Source organism: Variovorax sp. GW821-FHT10D07, assembly GCF_059415325.1.
Map to the genome: position 1 here is coordinate 100,994 of NZ_JBWKMZ010000004.1, position 16,617 is coordinate 117,610.

A 16,617-nucleotide genomic window follows, 5' to 3' on the forward strand; every position below is an offset into this window, starting at 1 on the left:
CGCCATGCCCCGCCGACGTTGGATCCGGGTCCTGGGTGCCGTGCTGGTGGCCGCGGGCCTGCTGCCGATGCTGGTGCCGCTGGAAACCTTCCCGATGTGGCTGGCGCTGCCCTGCATCGCGCTGATGTTCGCGGGCTCGGCGCTGCTGTGCGGCGCCTGGGAGCTGCTCGAGATCCGCCGCCGCGAGGCACGCAGCCGCGGCTTCGACGCGCAGGCGCAGGGCGTGATCGTCGGCAGCGAGATCGGCGATGCCTACAGCGACACCAGCCCGCTGATGAACCTCACCGTGCGCTTCGCCGACCGCGGCGGCATCGAGCGCCAGGTCGGCGTGCAGCAGGTGGTGATGCTCAACGAGCTGCCGCTGTACGCGGTGGGCCGGCCCGTGCTCGTGCGCTTCGCCTCCGCCTCGCCCGCCACCGACCTGGTGATCTCGCCGATCGCCGGGCCGGCCGGCTTTTCCTTCTGATCCCGCGCCGGCATCGCGCGCTGCCTTCCCTTCCGAAGCCGACCCTTGAAGATCGTCAAGCCCTTTCGCCTCAGCCTGCTCACCCGCCCCTACCGCTGGCGCTCCGGCAATCACCTGGGCATCGCCGTGCTGGCCTGCGCCAGCCTGGAGGCCGAGCCGCGCCTGCAGCCCGAGCAGGAGCTCTGGCAGATGGCGGGCGAGGTGCTCGACCCCGGCAGCGTGCTCGACATGAGCATGCCCAAGGGCGAGGCCGAGGTGCTGGCCAGCGGCTTCGCCTACACCGCGCACCAGGAGGACAAGACCCGCTGCGCGGCGCGGCTGCGCGTGGGCACGGTCGATCGTTCGCTGGCCGTGTTCGGCGACCGTTTCTGGCTCGGCGGCCACATCACCGAGCCGGCCGCGTTCGAGCGGATGCCGCTCGACTGGCGCCATGCCTTCGGCGGTCCCGACGTGCCCGAGAATCCGCTGGGCCTGGGCACGGTCGACGAGCTCGTCAACGGCGTGCCGACCTGCCGGCTGCCCAACGTCGAGGTGGTGGGGCAGCAGATCCAGCGCCGTGGGCAGCGGCCGCGGCCGGCCTCGTTCTCGGGCTTGCTGCCCGATGCGCCGCAGCGCATGGCGCTGGTCGGCACGCGCTACGACGATGCCTGGCTGCAGAACGGCTTCCCGGGTTTCGCCGACGACCTCGACTGGCGCTTCTTCAATGCCGCCGGCCCCGAGCAGCGCTTCGGCCAGCCGGCGCTGCCCGCGGGCGCGCCCTACGAGATCTGGAACATGCACCCGAGCATCCCGGTGCTGCGCGGCCACCTGCCGCCGTGGCAGGCCGTGTGCCACCTCAACTTCGACAAGGAGGTCGGCGCGCTGCGCCGGGTCGAGCTCGGGCTCAGCACCGCCTGGTTCTTTCCCGACCGCGAGCGCGTGGTGCTGGTGTGGCACGGCTCGACGCCGATCCGCGAGGACGATGCGGCCGACGTGAAGCACATCATGCCGTCGCTCGAACTGCCCGATGCGCCGCGCACGGACGCGCACTACGCCGACGTGCTGCGCAAGCGCATCGATCCGGAGAAGAGCGCCGTCCACGTGCTGCGCGACAGCGACCTGGTGCCGCGCGCGCTGCTCGCGGAATGGACCGCGATGCGCATGCCCGACACCCTGGCCGAGCCCTTGCCGCGCAACCTGCAGGCCGGCATGCGCCGGCACCACGAGCAGCAGCGCGCCGAGCTGCTCGCGCAGGGGCTCGACCCCGCCGAGTACCTCGCGCCGTTGCCGGTGCCCGAGGTGCTGCCGGGCTTCGACGACCTGCCCGAGTACCTCGAGCGGGCCGAGGCGCAGGCGCAGCAGGCGCGCGAACGGCTCGAGGGCGAGGCGGCGCGCGTCGAGGCCGAGCGCGCGACGGCGCCTCAGGACCCGGCGCCGTCGGCCTTCGGGGATGACGAGCAAGGCCCGGGCGACGAGGACGCCGACCCGCCGCTGGAGACCGATCCGCTGAAGCTGCAGGGCCGCCTGTACTCGGCGCACCTGGCGCCCGAGGCCCCGCGCGTGACCAGCTTCCGCGCCGCCAAGCTGCGGCGCCGGCTCGCCGCGGCCGGGCCCGAGGCGCGCCACTTCTCGAAGATGAACCTCACGGGCGCCGACCTCTCGGGCATGGACCTGCGCGGCGCCGACTTCAGCCACGCGGTGCTGGCCGACGCGAACCTGCAGGGCGCCAACCTCGAGGGCTGCGACTTCACCGAAGCCGTGCTCGCGCGCGCGCTGCTGACCGGCACGCTGCTGGCCGGCAGCCGGCTCGACAAGGCCAACCTCGGCGGCGCGCACCTGCAGGACTGCGACCTCTCGTCGGCCAGCCTGCGCGAGACCCTGTGCCACGGCACGCGCTTCACGGGCTGCAACCTGCGCGGCGCGCAGCTCGACCAGACCCAGCTGCACGAGACCGAGCTGGTGGAGTGCGCGATGCAGTCCTCGCGCTGGACGCAGGTCGCGCTGCGCCGCATGACGCTGCGCGACCTGGTGCTGGACCAGGCCGAACTCAACCAGGTGCTGCTGCTCGAATGCAGCCTGGAGCGCGTGTCGCTGAATGCCGCGCGGCTGGTGCGCTGCGGCTTCGTCACGGTGCGGCTGGTGGCGCAGGTCGATCTCTCGCATGCGCGCTTCGATGCCTGCAGCATCGCGCTGGGCAGCGCGTTCGCGGGCGTGACGGCGGTGGGCGCCTTCATGAAGCAGTGCGGCATGCGCGGCACCTCCTTCGCGGGCGCGGACCTGAGCGCGGTGCGGCTGGAGAACTGCGACCTGTCGGAATGCGACCTGTCGGACGCGCGGCTCGACGGCTTCGTCGCGGGCGAGAGCCTGTTCGTGCGCGCCAACCTCGCGCGCGCCTCGCTGCGCGGGGCCAACCTGATCGACGCCAACTTCTCGAAGTCGAACCTGCTGGGCAGCGACCTGCGCGAGGCGAACCTGTTCCGCGCCGACGTGTCGCAGGCCTTCATCGATGCCACCACGCTGCTCGAGGACGCCTACACCCAGCATGCCAAGGTCTGGCCGCGGCGCGATCCGGAGGCCACGCCATGACCCTCGACGAACTGCTCGATGCGGTGCGCCACGGCGTGCAGCTCCAGGGCCTCGACTGCCGCGGCTGGGACCTGCGCGGGCTCGACCTGTCGGGCGCGCTGTGGGACCGCATCGACTTCACCGGTGCCGATTTCCGCGGCGCCGACCTCTCGGGCAGCATCCTCAGCCACTGCACGATGGCGGACTGCGACTTCGCGGGCGCCAAGGGCGGGCAGCTGCAGCTGTTCCGCGGGCGTTTCGAGCGCGCGAACTTCTCGGGCGCCCTGCTCGAGCAGGCCGGGTTCGTCGAGTCGCACCTGGCGCTCGCGCGCTTCGACGACGCGCTGCTCGACCGCGTCACCTTCTTCCGCTGCGACCTGACCGAGGCCTCGCTGCGCACGCGGCGCATGGCGCAGGCCACCGTCACGGAATCGAACCTGGCGCGCTGCGACTTCACCGGCGCCAGCCTGCAGTCCGTGACGATGTTCAAGCTCGACCTGCGCAGCACCGTCTTCGCGCAGTTCCAGGGCGACGGCGTGGTGTTCCTCGAATGCGAGCTCGCGCGCCAGCATTTCGCCGGGCTGGTGCTGCCGCGCTGCCAGTTCACCGACTCGCGGCTCGACGAGGTCGACTTCCGCGAGGCCACGCTGACGCAGAGCAACTTCAAGGGCGCCTCGCTGCGCGGCGCGCGCTTCGGCGGGGCCGAGGCCTGCATGACCATCTTCGCGGAGGCCGACCTGGCCGGCGCCGACTGCGGCGCGGGGCGCTTCGACCAGTCGCTGTGGGTGGATGCCACGCTCGAGGGCGTGAACTTCGCGCAGGCCCGGCTGCCGCTCGCCGTCTTCCATCGCGCGCGCTGCCGGGGCGCGAGCTTCGCGCAGGCCGGGCTGGAGGACGCCGACTTCTCCTATGCCGACCTCACGGATGCGGACCTGGTCGATGCGCACTTTCTGCGCACCCGCATGCACCGCGCCATCCAGCAAGGCACCCGTTTCTCCAGGCGCGGCGGCATCATCGAAAACGACCCGGACCTGCACCGCGCGCAGTCGTGGTCCGACGCCCGCTGATGCCGCGCCATCGTTTCATCCGAGCTCGAAAAGGGAAATCACCATGAACGTCGTTCCGCTGCGCGTCGCCTCCGACGCCTCGTCCCCGGTTCATTCGATCGGCACGGTTCGCAGCCTGCTGGCCGACGGGCAGTTCGCCATCGAGGACGAGGCCGGCGGCCTGCGCACCTGCCGCCGCGCGGCCAGCTGCCTGCTCAAACCGCAGCTCGGCGACACCGTGCTGGTCTCGGGGCCGGACGCCTACCGCGTGTTCCTGATCGCCGTGCTCGAGCAGGCCGATGCCGCCGTCAGCCGCATCGAGGTCGACGGCGCGCTGGTGCTCGGCGGCAACGCGCACCCGGTCGCGATCGAGAGCGAGGGCGAGGTGCGGCTGCGCAGCGGCACGCGGCTCGCCATGAGCGCCGAGCAGTGGTCGATGCAGGCCGACAGGGCCGACTGCCGCACCGACGCGCTGCGCCTCACGGCGAAGGAGGTCGAGGCGACCACCGGCACGGCGAAGCTGTTCGGCAAGGTCTTCGAGACCGTGGCCGACCGCATCGTGCAGATGGCGCGCAACACGCTGCGCATCGTCGACGAGATGGACCAGTCGCGCGTGCGCCACCTCGACTGCAAGGCCAGCGAGACGGTGCGCATCCACGGCCGGCACACGACCGTCACCGGGCAGGACCTGGTGAAGGTCGATGCCGCGCAGATTCACATGGGTTGAGGAGGGAGGCCGCATGTTCGCCAATTGCCAGCTGTTCGGGATGGACCTCGCGTTCCCCGACGTGTGCCGCACACCGGTGCCCATTCCCTTTCCCAACATGGCGCTGGGGCCGATGGCCATTCCCAATGCCTGGAACATCCTGTTCATGGGCATGCCGGCCCACAACATGGCGACCGTCACGCCGATCACGCTGGGCGACCAGCCCGGGGTGCTCGGCGGCATGATCTCGCAGACCTTCATGCAGCAGTCGCGCCACCTGACGGGTGCCTTCACGGTGCTGCTCAAGGGCACGCCCGCGACGCGCGTCACCAGCATCACGCTGCAGAACCGCTGCAACATCGTCGGCATGCGGCTGGTGCCGAGCCAGCTCAAGGTGCTGGTGCTCGCGGCCTGAAGCCGCAGGGCCTCGCGCTCAGCGCGGCGTGGCGGTGCCCGCCAGCGTCACCTGCTGCGGAAAGCCCACCCACACCGCGAGCGCCGAGAAGTTGTCGCGCGACTCGTCGGCCTTGGCCTCGGCCGCGCGGCGCAGCAGCGCGAGCCATTCCTCGGCGCTGTCGGCCAGCTGCAGCGAGCGTTCCATGACCTGCTGCGAGATCAGCTGCCACAGCCCGTCGGTGCACAGCAGGAAGGCATCGCCGTCGGCCAGCCGCTGCGTGCCCGAGACGGTGGCCTCGGCGCGCTCGCGCGCGCCCAGCGCGCGGTAGAGCAGGTTGCTCTGGATCAGGGCCTGCGCGCCGTTGGCGGGCACGGCCTCGCCCTGCGCCATGCCTTCGCGCGAGCGCTGCGACAGGCTGTGGTCCTCGGTGCGTTCCATCAGCACGCCGCGACGGAACCAGTAGAGGCGGCTGTCGCCCACGTGGGCCCAGCGCGCCTGGCCGTTGCTGCGGTCGACGAACAGCGAGACGAAGGTCGCGCTCATCTTTCCCTGCTCGGCCTGCGCGCGCTGGCGCGCGAGGATCGCGTCGTTGGCGCGCGTCACGCACTGCTGGATGTCCTCGGCGGCCACCGAGGGGTTGGCGACGAAGGCATTGAGCGCGGTGTCGACCGCGGTGCGCGCGGCCTGCTCGCCGCCGGCATTGCCGCCCACGCCGTCGCTCACGACGAAGCAGCCGAACCAGTCGTCGAGGTGGTAGCCGATCGCATCCTGGTTGCCGCTGCGCTCGCCCACGCAGGAGAACTGCGACGTGGACAGCGGGACGGCGAACGGGGTCGTGCGGGTCGCTTCAAGCACGGCGTGCCTCCTTCAATCGTTCCATTTCCCGGTCGTAGGCCTGCTGGAAGGCCCGGCCGAACACGGCCTGGAAGTCGTCCTCGACCGCAGCCGTGGTCTCGGCGTGCAACTGCTGCAGCTGGCGCCACAGGCGCGCCTCGCGCCCGCCGGGCAGCAGCTTCTCGCCGAGGCCGCCGTCGTGCGGCGTGTCCTTCTTGAGCGCCTCGGGGTCGAAGCGCTGCAGCACCATGAGCAGCGCGGCGCGCATGCCCGCGACCATGCCGAGCTGGTGCGACTGCAGGTCGCCGAGCGCGTCGTGCACCGCGGCCTCGGGCGGCAGGAAGCCCGGCATGCGCGCGCCGAACATCTGCATCAGCACCGCGCGGCCGTTGGGCAGGATCTTGAACGGGTTGTTTTCCTCGTCCACGATCATCGTGATCTCGGCGCGCACCTCGCGCTTGAGCATCGCGCGCGAGGACAGCAGCTCGATGGTGCCGTCGGTGAAGGCCCGCATCAGCCGGCCGAGCCTGCGCATCATCTCGGCATCGAGCTGCTGCTGGCCCGCGACGTCGGGCACGCCGGCACCATCGAGGAAGGCGCGGAACAGCGCCTCGCAGGAGGCCGCGGGCAGCGCGGGCGCGGTGTCGGCCGCGGGGCTCGGGGGCGCAACCACGGCGACCGGTTCGGGGGTCGCCTTCGGAGCGACGACTTCAATGGGCACCTCGACCACGGCCGGCGCGGGTGCCACCACGGGCGCCGCCACCGGGGCCATGGTCGAGAGCGCCGCCGGCAGCGGTGCTTCGGCGGGCGTGGCGGGTGCGCGCGTCGGCATCGACGCGAGCGCGGCCTCGACGGGCGCGCCCTGCATCGATGCGGTGGGCGGCGCGGCGACCGGCGTCGCGGGCGCTGCCTCGCGCACGGGCTCGGGCTCGACCATGCGCGCGGGCGGCTGCGCCACGGGCAGCGGCATCGGCGTCGGTGGACGGAACTGGCCCGACACCTCGCGCGCATGGTTCGACTGGCTGTAGCCCGGCACCGTCGGCCGCTTCTCGAGCAGGTCCATCGCGGGATGCACGTCCTCGAGCGCGGGCGCATGCGTCAGCGCGGTGGGGCGCGGATCGGACAGCGGCGAGGGCGCGTGCTGGTCGGCCGCGAACAGCGACAGCGGATCGATGCCGCGCTTGAGCGCGAAGTCGGACACGTCGGTGGTGGCGCCGGGATTCAGCTGTGCCAGCGGATCGGCCGGGTTCCTGCGCGCCTGCGAGGGCAACTCGAAGGGCTCGTGCGCGAACGGGTCGGGCATGGGCTCGGGCGTGCTGTCGACGCGGCGCGGCGCGTTGGCGAGGATCGCGTCCCAGTCGGCCGCGGTGGGCATGGCCGAGCGCGCGGCCGGTGCCGGTGCGGGCACCGCGAAGGGCGACGGCGTTGCGGCGGGCGGAGGCGCGAACGCGGGGGGCGGCGCCGGCGCGAAGACCGGTGCGGCCACGGGCGCGGGCGCAGACGGCCGCTGCACCGGTGGCGGCACCGGTTGCGGCGCGGGCACTTCGCGCGGTGGCGCGGCATGCGTGTCCCCGATCGGCAGCGCGCCCGCGCCGAACAGGTCGGCGAACACATCGGACACCGGTGCCTGCGGCAGCAGCGCATCGAGCGGCGCTGCCGCGGGCATCGGTGATGGATGGGCCGGTGCGGGCGGTGGCATCGATGTCGGCAGCGACGCGGCCTGCGCACCGAAGTCCGGTGTCGATGCGATGCGCGAGCTCACGGGCGCCGACGCCAGGCGCGAACTCGCGGGCTCGATCGCGGGCGGCCATGCGATGGTGGGCTCGGCGGCCGCGATCGATGGCGCCGCGCGGCTCGTGGCTGCTGCACTCGCAGGCGCGGCCTCGAGCACGTAGCTGCCGATGGTCACGCGATCGCCCTCGGCGATCGGCGACTCCTGGTCGTGCCGCAGCGTCTGTCCGTTCACGCTGATCGGCAGCACCGCGCTCATGTTGCGCAGCACCGCGCGGCCTTCGTCGTCGAAGCGCACCGTGGCCTGCAGGCGCGAGATCTGCCGCTGTTCGTCGGGCAGCACGAGGTGGTTGTCGGGGCTGCGGCCGATGGTGCCGCCCGGGGCCGCGAGCAGGGCCGACGGGCCCGCGGCCACCGGCCTGCCCGCATGTTCGATCACCGTCCAACGCATGGCATCTCCCAATTCATGAAACGGGCTCCTGGCGCGGGAGGCCCGTCAGCGCTTCATCTTCTTGGCGGCTTCGAACGCGGGGCCCCACACGGGATGCTTGCGCTCGGCGATGCTGAGATCGAAGGAGGGGAAGGCGTCGAGGATCTTGAGGAACTGCGTGCGGCACTCGGGCAACTGGTTGGCCACGCAATAGCTGAAGGCCTCGAGCTTCATCGCGGCGAGCCGCGTGGTGGGCTCGGCCGCATCGAACACCGACACGCCGCCGCTCTTGAGCGTGGAGATGGCCTTCGCGTAGTCGCCGTCGTCATAGGCCTGCTGCGCGCGTTCGAGCGTGGTGCGCGCGACCTGCTGGCTCAGGCGTTCGGGTTGCGGCGGGCCTGGATCGACGGGGGCCTTCGGCGTGGTGTCGCAGCCTGCGATCAGAAAGAGCGGGATCAACAGAGCGCACAGCAATGACTTCAATCTTCTCTCCTGCCTTGCAAAGTTAAGCCTGGATACTGTGCCGCATCGATATGACGGCACGTCGGCCGACATCGGCCCTGCATGACGTCTCGATACTATAGGTGCGAACTTCGATGGAGAACCCATGCATCGACGAACCCTGTTGCGAAGTGCGATCGTGACGTCGCCATGGCTCGCCGGACTCGGCGGCTGTGCATCGACGGCCAAGTCCATGCCCACGCCCTACGCGGTGTCGATCAAGGTCGACGACGGCGTCAATCCCGATGGCCGCGGGCAGGCCGCGCCGATCCTCGTGAAGGTCTTCGAGCTCAAGTCCTCGGGCAACTTCGAAACGGCTGACTACTTTGCACTGCAGGACCGCGATCGCGAGACGCTCGCGGCCGAACTCGTGAATGCCGACCAGGCCATTCTGCGCAGCGGCGAGGAGCGCACCTTCAAGCGCGAGGCCGGCCTCGATTCGCGCGCCATCGGCGTGATCGCGGGCTACCGCAAGCTCGAGAACGCACGCTGGCGCCTCGTGCTGCCGCTCAAGGAGCCCAAGCAGACGAACCTCTACAAGGTCTGGCAGTTCTCTCCGAGTGAACAAAAGGTTCGCATCGTGATCCGCAAGAGCGGTATCGAACTGTTGCCGACTACGTGATTTCGTAGCACTTGCGCGCACGCCCTAGTACGAAAGTGCGCCGCACGTAGGCCGACACCTCGACGCTGCAAAAACGGTGCAAATCGTAAACATCGCCGTGTAGCATCGACACGCATTGCGCCCATGCAGGGAGGCCGTCGCAACGATGGACCGCCCGCACGACAGTGGCCGCACTCCAGGAGGTTTTCTTTGGTGACAGTTCGCAATCCGGGCGCCATCAGCAGAACGGGCGCCCATCCGCAGGCATTGGCGAATCGCGTGGTGTGGTCCGAGGGCATGTACCTGCGGCCGCAGCACTTCCAGCAACTGGAGCGCTATGTCGAGCAGTACGTGACGCGCCGCACCGCGGGGCTGCAGGGTGCGTACTGGGGCTGGCTGCACCTGGACATCGATCGCGATGCGCATGCGCTGGGCCGCGTCTCGCTGCTCGGCGGCGCGGGCGTGATGCCCGATGGCACGCCGTTCTCCTTCGGCGTCGAGGACGCGCCCGTTCCCTACGACGTGCCCGGCGACCTGACCGACGAACTCGTGGTGCTCGCGCTGCCGCTGCGCCGGCCCGGCGGCGAGGAAGTCATCTTCGCGGAGGACACGACCTCGGCCGCGCGCTTCCACGTGGTCGAGCGCGAAGTCGCCGATGGCAACGCAGTTGCATTGGGCCCGGCGGTGCTGCAGCTCGCGGCGCCGCGGCTGCGGCTGGTGCGCGCCTCGTCGCTCACCGCGGAGTGGCAGGCGATCGGCGCGTTGCGCGTGATCGAGCGCCGCACCGACCACAAGCTGGTGATCGACGCCAACTACATCCCGCCGGTGCTCGACGTGTCGGCGCAGCCGATGCTGCGCAGCATGGTGGCCGAGCTGCACGGCCTGCTCACGCAGCGTTCCGAGGCGCTGGCCTCGCGCCTGTCGCAGCCGGGGCGCGGCGGCGTCAGCGAGGTCTCCGACTTCCTGCTGCTCGAGCTCGTGAACCGATACCTCGCGCTCACCTGGCACGCGCAGCAGGCGGTGCAGGTGCATCCCGAGGAACTGTTCATCGACTGGTTCAAGCTCGCCTGCCACCTGGCCACGCACACCTCGCCCACGCGGCGGCCCGTGGTGTGGCCGGTGTACGACCACGACAACCTCAACGAGAGCATCCGCCCGCTGATGGAGGAGCTGCGCCGCTCGCTGTCGGCGGTGCTCGAGCAGAGCGCGATCGCGATCGAGCTCGAGGAACGCAGCCACGGCGTGCGCGTGGGCCGCATGCCCGACCCGGTGCTGGTGCGCAACGCCGGCTTCGTGCTCGCGGTGCATGCCGACCTGCCGGCCGATGCGATCCAGCAGCGCTTCCCCACGCAGGTGAAGATCGGCTCGGTCGAGCGCATCCGCGACCTGGTGCAGCTGCAGCTGCCGGGCGTGACCGTGCGGCCGCTGCCGGTGGCGCCGCGGCAGATTCCCTACAACGCGGGCTACCACTACTTCGAGCTCGACAAGAGCGGCGACATGTGGCGCCAGCTCGAGAAGTCGGGCGGCGTGGCCATGCACCTGGCCGGCGAGTTCCCCGGCCTGGCCATGGAGTTCTGGGCCATCCGTCCGTGAGCGATCGCATGAACGGCATCAACGACGTGGCCGTTGGGCCGGGCGGCTTCGTGCCGCCGAATCCGGGCGGCGGCAGCAACGGCGGCAACAACCCGTTGAACGCGCCGCGCGGCCTCGGCGAGCAGCCGCAGGCCTTCACCGCCTTCCACGACACGCGGCGCCCGCATGCGGGCGACACCGCGCTGGCCGGCAACAACCCGCTGGTGGCCGCGGCCAATCCGCTGCTCGACCTGATCCCGCAGATCCGCGCCACCGGCCATCACGACTCGCCCGCGCAGCTGCGCGAGCACCTGGTCGACGAGGTGCGCCGCTTCGAGACGCGCGCGCAGCACAGCGGCATCTCGCCCGAGGTCATCATCGGCGCGCGCTACTGCCTGTGCACCGCCGTCGACGAGGCGGCCGCGCTCACGCCCTGGGGCGGCAGCATCTGGTCCTCGCAGAGCCTGCTGGTGATGTTCCACAACGAGACCTGGGGCGGCGAGAAGTTCTTCCAGCTGCTCTCGCGCCTGGTGCAGAACCCGCAGCAGCACCTGCAGCTGATCGAGCTGATCTACTTCTGCCTCGCGATGGGCTTCGAGGGGCGCTTCCGTGTCATCGACAACGGCCGCTCGCAGCTCGAGACCCTCAAGCAGCGCCTGCTGCAGATCATCCGCCAGACGCGCGGCGAGATCGCGCAGCCGCTGTCGCCGCACTGGCAGGACACCAGCGCGCCGGTGCGCCGCACGCGCAACTGGTTGCCGGTGTGGGCCGTGGGCGCGGTGGCCGCGGTGCTGCTGATGATCGCCTTCGCGCTCTTGACCTTCAACCTCGGCGGCGCCTCTGATGGCGCCTTCTCGGCGATCAACGCGGTGCGCCTGCCGCAGACGCAGCGCGCGGTGGCGCAGCCCGCGCCGCAGCCGCGGCTGCAGCGCTTCCTCGAGGCCGAGATCCGCGAGGGCCTGGTCAGCGTGCGCGACGAGGCCGACCGCAGCGTGGTGATCCTGCGCGGCGACGGCCTGTTCGCCTCGGGCGCCGACAAGGTGCTCGACCGCTACGTGCCGGTGCTCAACCGCGTGGCCGAGGCGCTCAACGCGGTCGATGGCAGCGTGCTGATCAACGGCTACTCCGACGACCAGCCGATCCGCAGCGTGCGCTTCCCGTCGAACTGGCACCTGTCGCAGGCGCGGGCCGACTCGGTGCGCAAGATGATCGGCGCGCGCATGACGCGCCCCGACCGGCTGCGCGCCGAGGGCCGCGGCGATGCCGACCCGATCGTGCCGAACGACTCGCCGGCCAACCGCGCGCGCAACCGCCGCGTGGAAGTGACCTTGCTGGTCGCGCCGGTGGCACCGCAGGGAGGACGCTGAGATGCTGCGCGCGTTCTTCCGTTTCCTGATCAGCCGCGACCTCTGGGTCTTCTTCGGCCTGGTCGCGCTGGCCTTCCTGATCTGGATCATCGGCCCGGTGATCGCGGTCGGCCGCTACCGCCCGCTCGAGAGCGAGTTCGTGCGCATCGTCGTGATCGCGCTGATGTTCGCGATCTGGCTGGTGCGCGTGGCCTACCGAAAGTGGCGCGAGCGCCGCCTCAACGCGCAGCTGCTGAACCAGCTGCGCACGCCCTCCAAGAAGGAGAAGGAGGCCAAGCCCGAGGAGGCGCCCGAGATCAAGGAGCTGCAGACCGGCTTCAACGACGCCACCTCGATCCTGCGCAACATGCGCTTCGGGCCGGGCGAGGAGGGCAAGGCCGCGGGCCGCTTCTCGATCTTCGACCGCCAGTACCTCTACCAGCTGCCCTGGTACATCTTCATCGGCGCGCCGGGCTCGGGCAAGACCACGGCGCTGGTCAACTCCGACCTCGACTTCCCGCTCGCCGACCAGCTCGGCAAGGCCGCGGTGCGCGGCATCGGCGGCACGCGCAACTGCGACTGGTGGTTCACCAACGACGCGGTGCTGATCGACACGGCGGGGCGCTACACCACGCACGAGAGCAACCGCGAGACCGACGAGGGCGAGTGGAAGGGCTTCCTCGAGCTGCTCAAGAAGTTCCGTCCGCGCCAGCCGATTAACGGCGCGATCCTCACCATCAGCATCGCCGACCTGCCGCTGGCCGACGACGCGCAGCGCGCGCGCCATGCGATGGCGCTGCGCAAGCGGCTGCTCGAGCTGCGCAACGACCTGGGCATCAACTTCCCGGTCTACGTGATGGTGACCAAGGCCGACCTGCTGGCCGGCTTCAACGAGTACTTCGGCGGCCTGAGCCGCGCCGAGCGCGCACAGGTCTGGGGCTTCACCTTCCCGATCGATGCGAGCGCCGCCAGTGCCAAACCCGCCAAGGGCGACCAGCGCGCGGGCACCGCCACCACGCTCGAGGGCAGCGACCTGCGCGAGCGCTTCCAGCAGGAGTACCGGCTGCTGCACCAGCGGCTCGACGAGCGCCTGCCCGAGTTGCTGGCCGCCGAGCCCGACCCGATGCGCCGCGCGCAGGCCTACCTGCTGCCGCAGCAGTTCGCGAGCTTCGAGGACATCCTCGGCACCTTCCTGGCCGACGTCTTCAACCCGTCCAAGTTCGAGACCGCGCCGATGCTGCGCGGCGTCTACTTCACCAGCGGCACGCAGGAGGGCACGGCCTTCGACCGCGTGATGGGCGCGATCAAGCGCTACCTGCAGGTCAACGCGCCGCCGGCGCCGCCGCCGGGCCCGGGCAAGAGCTACTTCCTCAAGGAGCTGCTGCAGCAGGTGATCTTCCGCGACGCGGGCGTGGCCGGCACCAACCTGCGCTGGTACCGGCGCAAGCGCGCGGCCGACCTGGTGGGCTACAGCGTGATCGGCGTGCTGCTGGTGGCGCTGCTGGGCGCCTGCGTCAACAGCTGGCACAACAACAAGGAGTACGTGGCCGAGGTCGACGGCAACGCGAAGTCCTTCAACCGCGCCGCGGCGCGCGGCGAGCTGCCGACCGTGGTCGACTCGAGCGGCGACCTCGCGAGTTCGCTCTTGATCCTCGACCGGCTGCGCGACCTGCCGAAGTCGGAGAAGTTCGACATCGGCGATCCGCCCGTCAGCTACCGCTTCGGCCTCTACCAGGGCGAGAAGCTGCAGGCCGCGACCGATGGCGTCTACCAGCGCGCGCTCGAGAGCGTGCTGCTGCCGCAGGCCGCGCAGCGCGTGGAGCAGTCGCTGCGCGAGGCCTCGAAGAACAACCCCGAGTACAGCTACGAGGCGCTCAAGGCCTACCTGATGCTGTACGACGCCGAGCGCTACGACGCCGACTTCCTGCAGGCCTGGCTGCTGACCGACGTGGACCGCAAGGTCGGCGCCGCGCTCACGCGCGAGCAGCGCACCAACCTCGAGTCGCACCTGAAGGCGCTGTTCGGCGGCCGCGTCGTGAGTTCGCCGTTCGCCAAGGACGAGCGCCTGATCACCGAGACGCGCGAGCGCCTCGCGGGCGTGCCGCTGGCGCAGCGCTCGTACGCGCGGCTGCGCCGCATCCTGCTGCAGACCAGCCAGCCCAATGCCTTCACCATCGCCGAGGCCGGCGGCGCCGAGTCGGCGCTGGTGGTGCGGCGCGCCAGCGGCAAGCCGCTGACCGACGGCATCCCCACGCTGTTCACCTACCGCGGCTACTGGGACATCTTCGACAAGCGCATGGCCGAGACCACGCTCGCGCTCGAGCAGGAGGACCGCTGGGTGCTGCAGATCCGCGCGCCCGGCATCACCGACATCACCTCGCGCGAACTGCTGCTGCGCGAGGTGCGCCGGCTCTATCTCACCGACTACATCCGGGTCTGGGACGACTACCTGGCCGACATCCGGCTGGCCGACAGCCGCTCGCTGCTGCAGAGCATCCAGATGACGCGCGTGCTCTCGACCTCGGAGTCGCCGATGTCGCGCATCATCCGCGGCGCCGCGCGCGAGACCGACCTGCTGCGCAACCACGACGAGGCCGCGCGCAGCCTGCTCGACCAGGCGCAGAACCGCGTGCAGACCACGCGCGAGCGCATCGAGCAGCTGATCGGCCAGCCCGACGGCAGCCAGCGCCGCAACACCGTGCCCGACCGGCCCGAGTCGCTGGTGGACAACCACTTCGAGCCGCTGCGCCGCATGGTGACCGCGCCCAAGCAGGGCGGGCAGGCACCGATCGATGCCACCGCCGCGCTGATCAACGAGCTCTACAACTACCTCACGGCCACCGACACCGCGCTGCGCAGCGGCAACATCCCGCCGACCAGCGACGCCGTGACCAAGGTGCAGGCCGAGGCCGGCCGCATGCCGGTGCCGTTCCAGGGCATGCTCAACGACCTCTCGGCCACCGCCTCGTCGAAGGCGGCCGCGGTCACGCGCCAGAACATCGGGCAGAACGCGGCCGCCACCATCGGCAACTTCTGCAACCAGGCGATCGCGGGGCGCTATCCGTTCTCGCGCGGCTCCAGCCGCGACGTGGCCGCGGGCGACTTCGCCAACCTGTTCGCGCCGGGCGGGATGATGGACGACTTCTTCCAGAAGAACCTCATGACGCAGGTCGACACCTCGAGCAACCCGTGGACCTGGAAGCGCGGCGTCGACGGCAGCGCCTCGGGCCGCTCGTCCTACCTCGATGCGTTCCAGAAGGCGCAGGCGATCCGCGACGTGTTCTTCTCGGGCATGGCGGGCGGGCGCACGCCCTCGTTCTCGATCGACATCCGGCCCGAGGACATGGACGCCGGCCTCACGCAGATGACGCTGGACATCGACGGCCAGACGGTGCGCTACGCGCACGGGCCGCAGGCGCCCACCACCGTCAAGTGGCCCGGTCCGCGCAACAGCAACCAGGTGCGGCTGCAGGTCACGACCTCGAGCGGCACGCCGGCCGGCGGCATCGTCACCGAGGGCCCGTGGGCGCTGCACCGGCTGTTCGACAAGGCCTCGATCTCGCCGGGCGGCTCGAGCGAGTCGTTCAATGCCAGCTTCGACCTGCAGGGCCGCAAGGTGGTGCTCAACGTGACCGCCAACAGCGTCTACAACCCGCTGCGGCTGTCGCAGATGAGCGGCTTCTCGTGCCCGGGGCGCTCGTGATGAACTCCGGCGCGGCGGCGCAGCCGGCCTGGGTGCCGGGCGACGAGCAGGTCGGCTGGTACGGCAAGCTGCCTGCGGCCGGCGACTTCCTGCACCGGCGCATGTCGCGCGAGCTGCAAGCCTGGTGGGATCGCTGGATGCAGAACGGCCTGGGCGCCTTCAAGCGCTGGCCCGACGCCATGACGCGGCATTACGCGGTGGCGCCGGTGTGGAACTTCGCGATCCCCGCCACGCAGGGCGTGAACGCGGTGCAGTTCGGTTGCATCGCGCCGAGCTGCGACCGCGTGGGCCGCTACTACCCGGTGTGCGTGAGCCTGCAGGTGGATACGCGCGCCTACCGGCCCGCGGTGCTCGAGGGCGCGGCCGCCTGGTACTGGCGCTGCGGCAACGCCATGCTGCAGGCGATCCGCCATGGCGTGGCGCCCGAGCAGTTCGACGCGCAGGTGCTGGCCGCGGGCCATGGTGGCTTCCAGCCGGCCAGTGGCGGCTCGGACGACATCCTTTCGATCCTCGGGCCTACGTCGGCGGGCGAGGGCGCCCAGCAGCGGCTGGGCTGGCCGGAGCTTCCACTGTGCTTCGACGCGTTCGGAAGCACGAGCTACTGGTGGACCAACCAGGCCGACGGCTCGCCGCTGCGGACCGCGGCGCATGGCGGCGGGCTCAACACGCCGCTGTTCTCGAAGCTTTTTTCCCAGGGGCACGTGCCATGGGCGTGAGAGTCCCGATGCATGAGGAGGAAC

Annotated in this window: 13 protein-coding genes; 10 read left to right on the top strand and 3 right to left on the bottom strand. The window is 70.9% G+C overall.

Going from position 1 to position 16,617, the window contains the following annotated elements:
• Positions 1-4 precede the first annotated feature (4 nt).
• From AC07PU_RS14890 to AC07PU_RS14910, 5 genes are read left to right on the top strand one after another with little or no spacing between them, the layout of a single operon-like run.
• Positions 5-466 carry a hypothetical protein gene (locus tag AC07PU_RS14890; RefSeq protein ID WP_296774499.1) on the top strand — a complete coding sequence of 154 codons (462 nt, stop codon included), beginning with the start codon at positions 5-7 and terminating at the stop codon, positions 464-466.
• A gap of 45 nt (positions 467-511) precedes the next feature.
• Positions 512-3,031, top strand: a complete 2,520-nt coding sequence (locus tag AC07PU_RS14895; RefSeq protein WP_495318446.1) for a DUF2169 family type VI secretion system accessory protein — start codon at positions 512-514, stop codon at positions 3,029-3,031.
• Positions 3,028-4,077 (top strand): pentapeptide repeat-containing protein, encoded by a 1,050-nt coding sequence (locus tag AC07PU_RS14900; protein ID WP_495318448.1) that lies wholly within the window; start codon positions 3,028-3,030, stop codon positions 4,075-4,077. Before AC07PU_RS14895 ends, AC07PU_RS14900 begins: the two co-directional genes overlap by 4 nt.
• A gap of 43 nt (positions 4,078-4,120) precedes the next feature.
• Positions 4,121-4,783, top strand: a complete 663-nt coding sequence (locus AC07PU_RS14905) for a DUF3540 domain-containing protein (protein ID WP_495318450.1) — start codon at positions 4,121-4,123, stop codon at positions 4,781-4,783.
• 13 nt (positions 4,784-4,796) lie between these two features.
• Positions 4,797-5,177, top strand: coding sequence for a DUF4150 domain-containing protein (locus AC07PU_RS14910; RefSeq protein WP_093343911.1), 381 nt, complete (start codon positions 4,797-4,799; stop codon positions 5,175-5,177).
• Positions 5,178-5,195: 18 nt separating this feature from the next.
• Here the strand turns inward: AC07PU_RS14910 and AC07PU_RS14915 are convergent, their stop codons facing one another.
• The 3 genes from AC07PU_RS14915 to AC07PU_RS14925 are packed head-to-tail and all read right to left on the bottom strand — an operon-like array spanning position 5,196 to position 8,637.
• On the bottom strand, positions 5,196-6,014 hold the full coding sequence (locus tag AC07PU_RS14915) for a PP2C family protein-serine/threonine phosphatase (RefSeq protein WP_296774505.1): 819 nt from the start codon (positions 6,012-6,014) through the stop codon (positions 5,196-5,198).
• Positions 6,007-8,175 carry a type VI secretion system-associated FHA domain protein TagH gene (gene tagH / locus AC07PU_RS14920; RefSeq protein WP_495318452.1) on the bottom strand — a complete coding sequence of 723 codons (2,169 nt, stop codon included), beginning with the start codon at positions 8,173-8,175 and terminating at the stop codon, positions 6,007-6,009. The genes AC07PU_RS14915 and tagH overlap by 8 nt, the downstream gene beginning before the upstream one ends.
• Before the next feature lie 45 nt (positions 8,176-8,220).
• On the bottom strand, positions 8,221-8,637 hold the full coding sequence (locus AC07PU_RS14925) for a TssQ family T6SS-associated lipoprotein (RefSeq protein ID WP_093343915.1): 417 nt from the start codon (positions 8,635-8,637) through the stop codon (positions 8,221-8,223).
• A gap of 124 nt (positions 8,638-8,761) precedes the next feature.
• Between AC07PU_RS14925 and tssJ the strand changes: the two genes are divergently transcribed.
• The 5 genes from tssJ to tagF all read left to right on the top strand — a co-directional run bounded on the left by tssJ (position 8,762) and on the right by tagF (position 16,593).
• A complete protein-coding gene (gene tssJ, locus AC07PU_RS14930) occupies positions 8,762-9,277 on the top strand; it encodes a type VI secretion system lipoprotein TssJ (protein ID WP_093343917.1) in 516 nt (171 codons plus the stop codon).
• 189 nt (positions 9,278-9,466) lie between these two features.
• The gene (gene tssK, locus AC07PU_RS14935; protein WP_398494808.1) at positions 9,467-10,849 is read left to right on the top strand and encodes a type VI secretion system baseplate subunit TssK; all 1,383 of its coding nucleotides are present in this window, start codon (positions 9,467-9,469) and stop codon (positions 10,847-10,849) included.
• 8 nt (positions 10,850-10,857) lie between these two features.
• Positions 10,858-12,195 (top strand): DotU family type VI secretion system protein, encoded by a 1,338-nt coding sequence (locus tag AC07PU_RS14940; protein ID WP_495318923.1) that lies wholly within the window; start codon positions 10,858-10,860, stop codon positions 12,193-12,195.
• Position 12,196: 1 nt separating this feature from the next.
• Positions 12,197-15,877, top strand: a complete 3,681-nt coding sequence (gene tssM, locus AC07PU_RS14945) for a type VI secretion system membrane subunit TssM (protein ID WP_495318456.1) — start codon at positions 12,197-12,199, stop codon at positions 15,875-15,877.
• The gene (gene tagF / locus AC07PU_RS14950) at positions 15,877-16,593 is read left to right on the top strand and encodes a type VI secretion system-associated protein TagF (protein ID WP_495318458.1); all 717 of its coding nucleotides are present in this window, start codon (positions 15,877-15,879) and stop codon (positions 16,591-16,593) included. Before tssM ends, tagF begins: the two co-directional genes overlap by 1 nt.
• Positions 16,594-16,617: the final 24 nt, after the last annotated feature.

What these genes read in the sequence shown, in the direction of transcription:
- AC07PU_RS14890 (WP_296774499.1), top strand. Translation starts at nt 5, where the DNA reads ATGCCCCGCCGACGTTGGATCCGGGTCCTGGGTGCCGTGCTGGTGGCC.
- AC07PU_RS14900 (WP_495318448.1), top strand. Translation starts at nt 3,028, where the DNA reads ATGACCCTCGACGAACTGCTCGATGCGGTGCGCCACGGCGTGCAGCTC.
- AC07PU_RS14905 (WP_495318450.1), top strand. Translation starts at nt 4,121, where the DNA reads ATGAACGTCGTTCCGCTGCGCGTCGCCTCCGACGCCTCGTCCCCGGTT.
- AC07PU_RS14910 (WP_093343911.1), top strand. Translation starts at nt 4,797, where the DNA reads ATGTTCGCCAATTGCCAGCTGTTCGGGATGGACCTCGCGTTCCCCGAC.
- tagH (WP_495318452.1), bottom strand. Translation starts at nt 8,175, where the DNA reads ATGCGTTGGACGGTGATCGAACATGCGGGCAGGCCGGTGGCCGCGGGC.
- tssJ (WP_093343917.1), top strand. Translation starts at nt 8,762, where the DNA reads ATGCATCGACGAACCCTGTTGCGAAGTGCGATCGTGACGTCGCCATGG.
- AC07PU_RS14940 (WP_495318923.1), top strand. Translation starts at nt 10,858, where the DNA reads ATGAACGGCATCAACGACGTGGCCGTTGGGCCGGGCGGCTTCGTGCCG.
- tssM (WP_495318456.1), top strand. Translation starts at nt 12,197, where the DNA reads ATGCTGCGCGCGTTCTTCCGTTTCCTGATCAGCCGCGACCTCTGGGTC.
- tagF (WP_495318458.1), top strand. Translation starts at nt 15,877, where the DNA reads ATGAACTCCGGCGCGGCGGCGCAGCCGGCCTGGGTGCCGGGCGACGAG.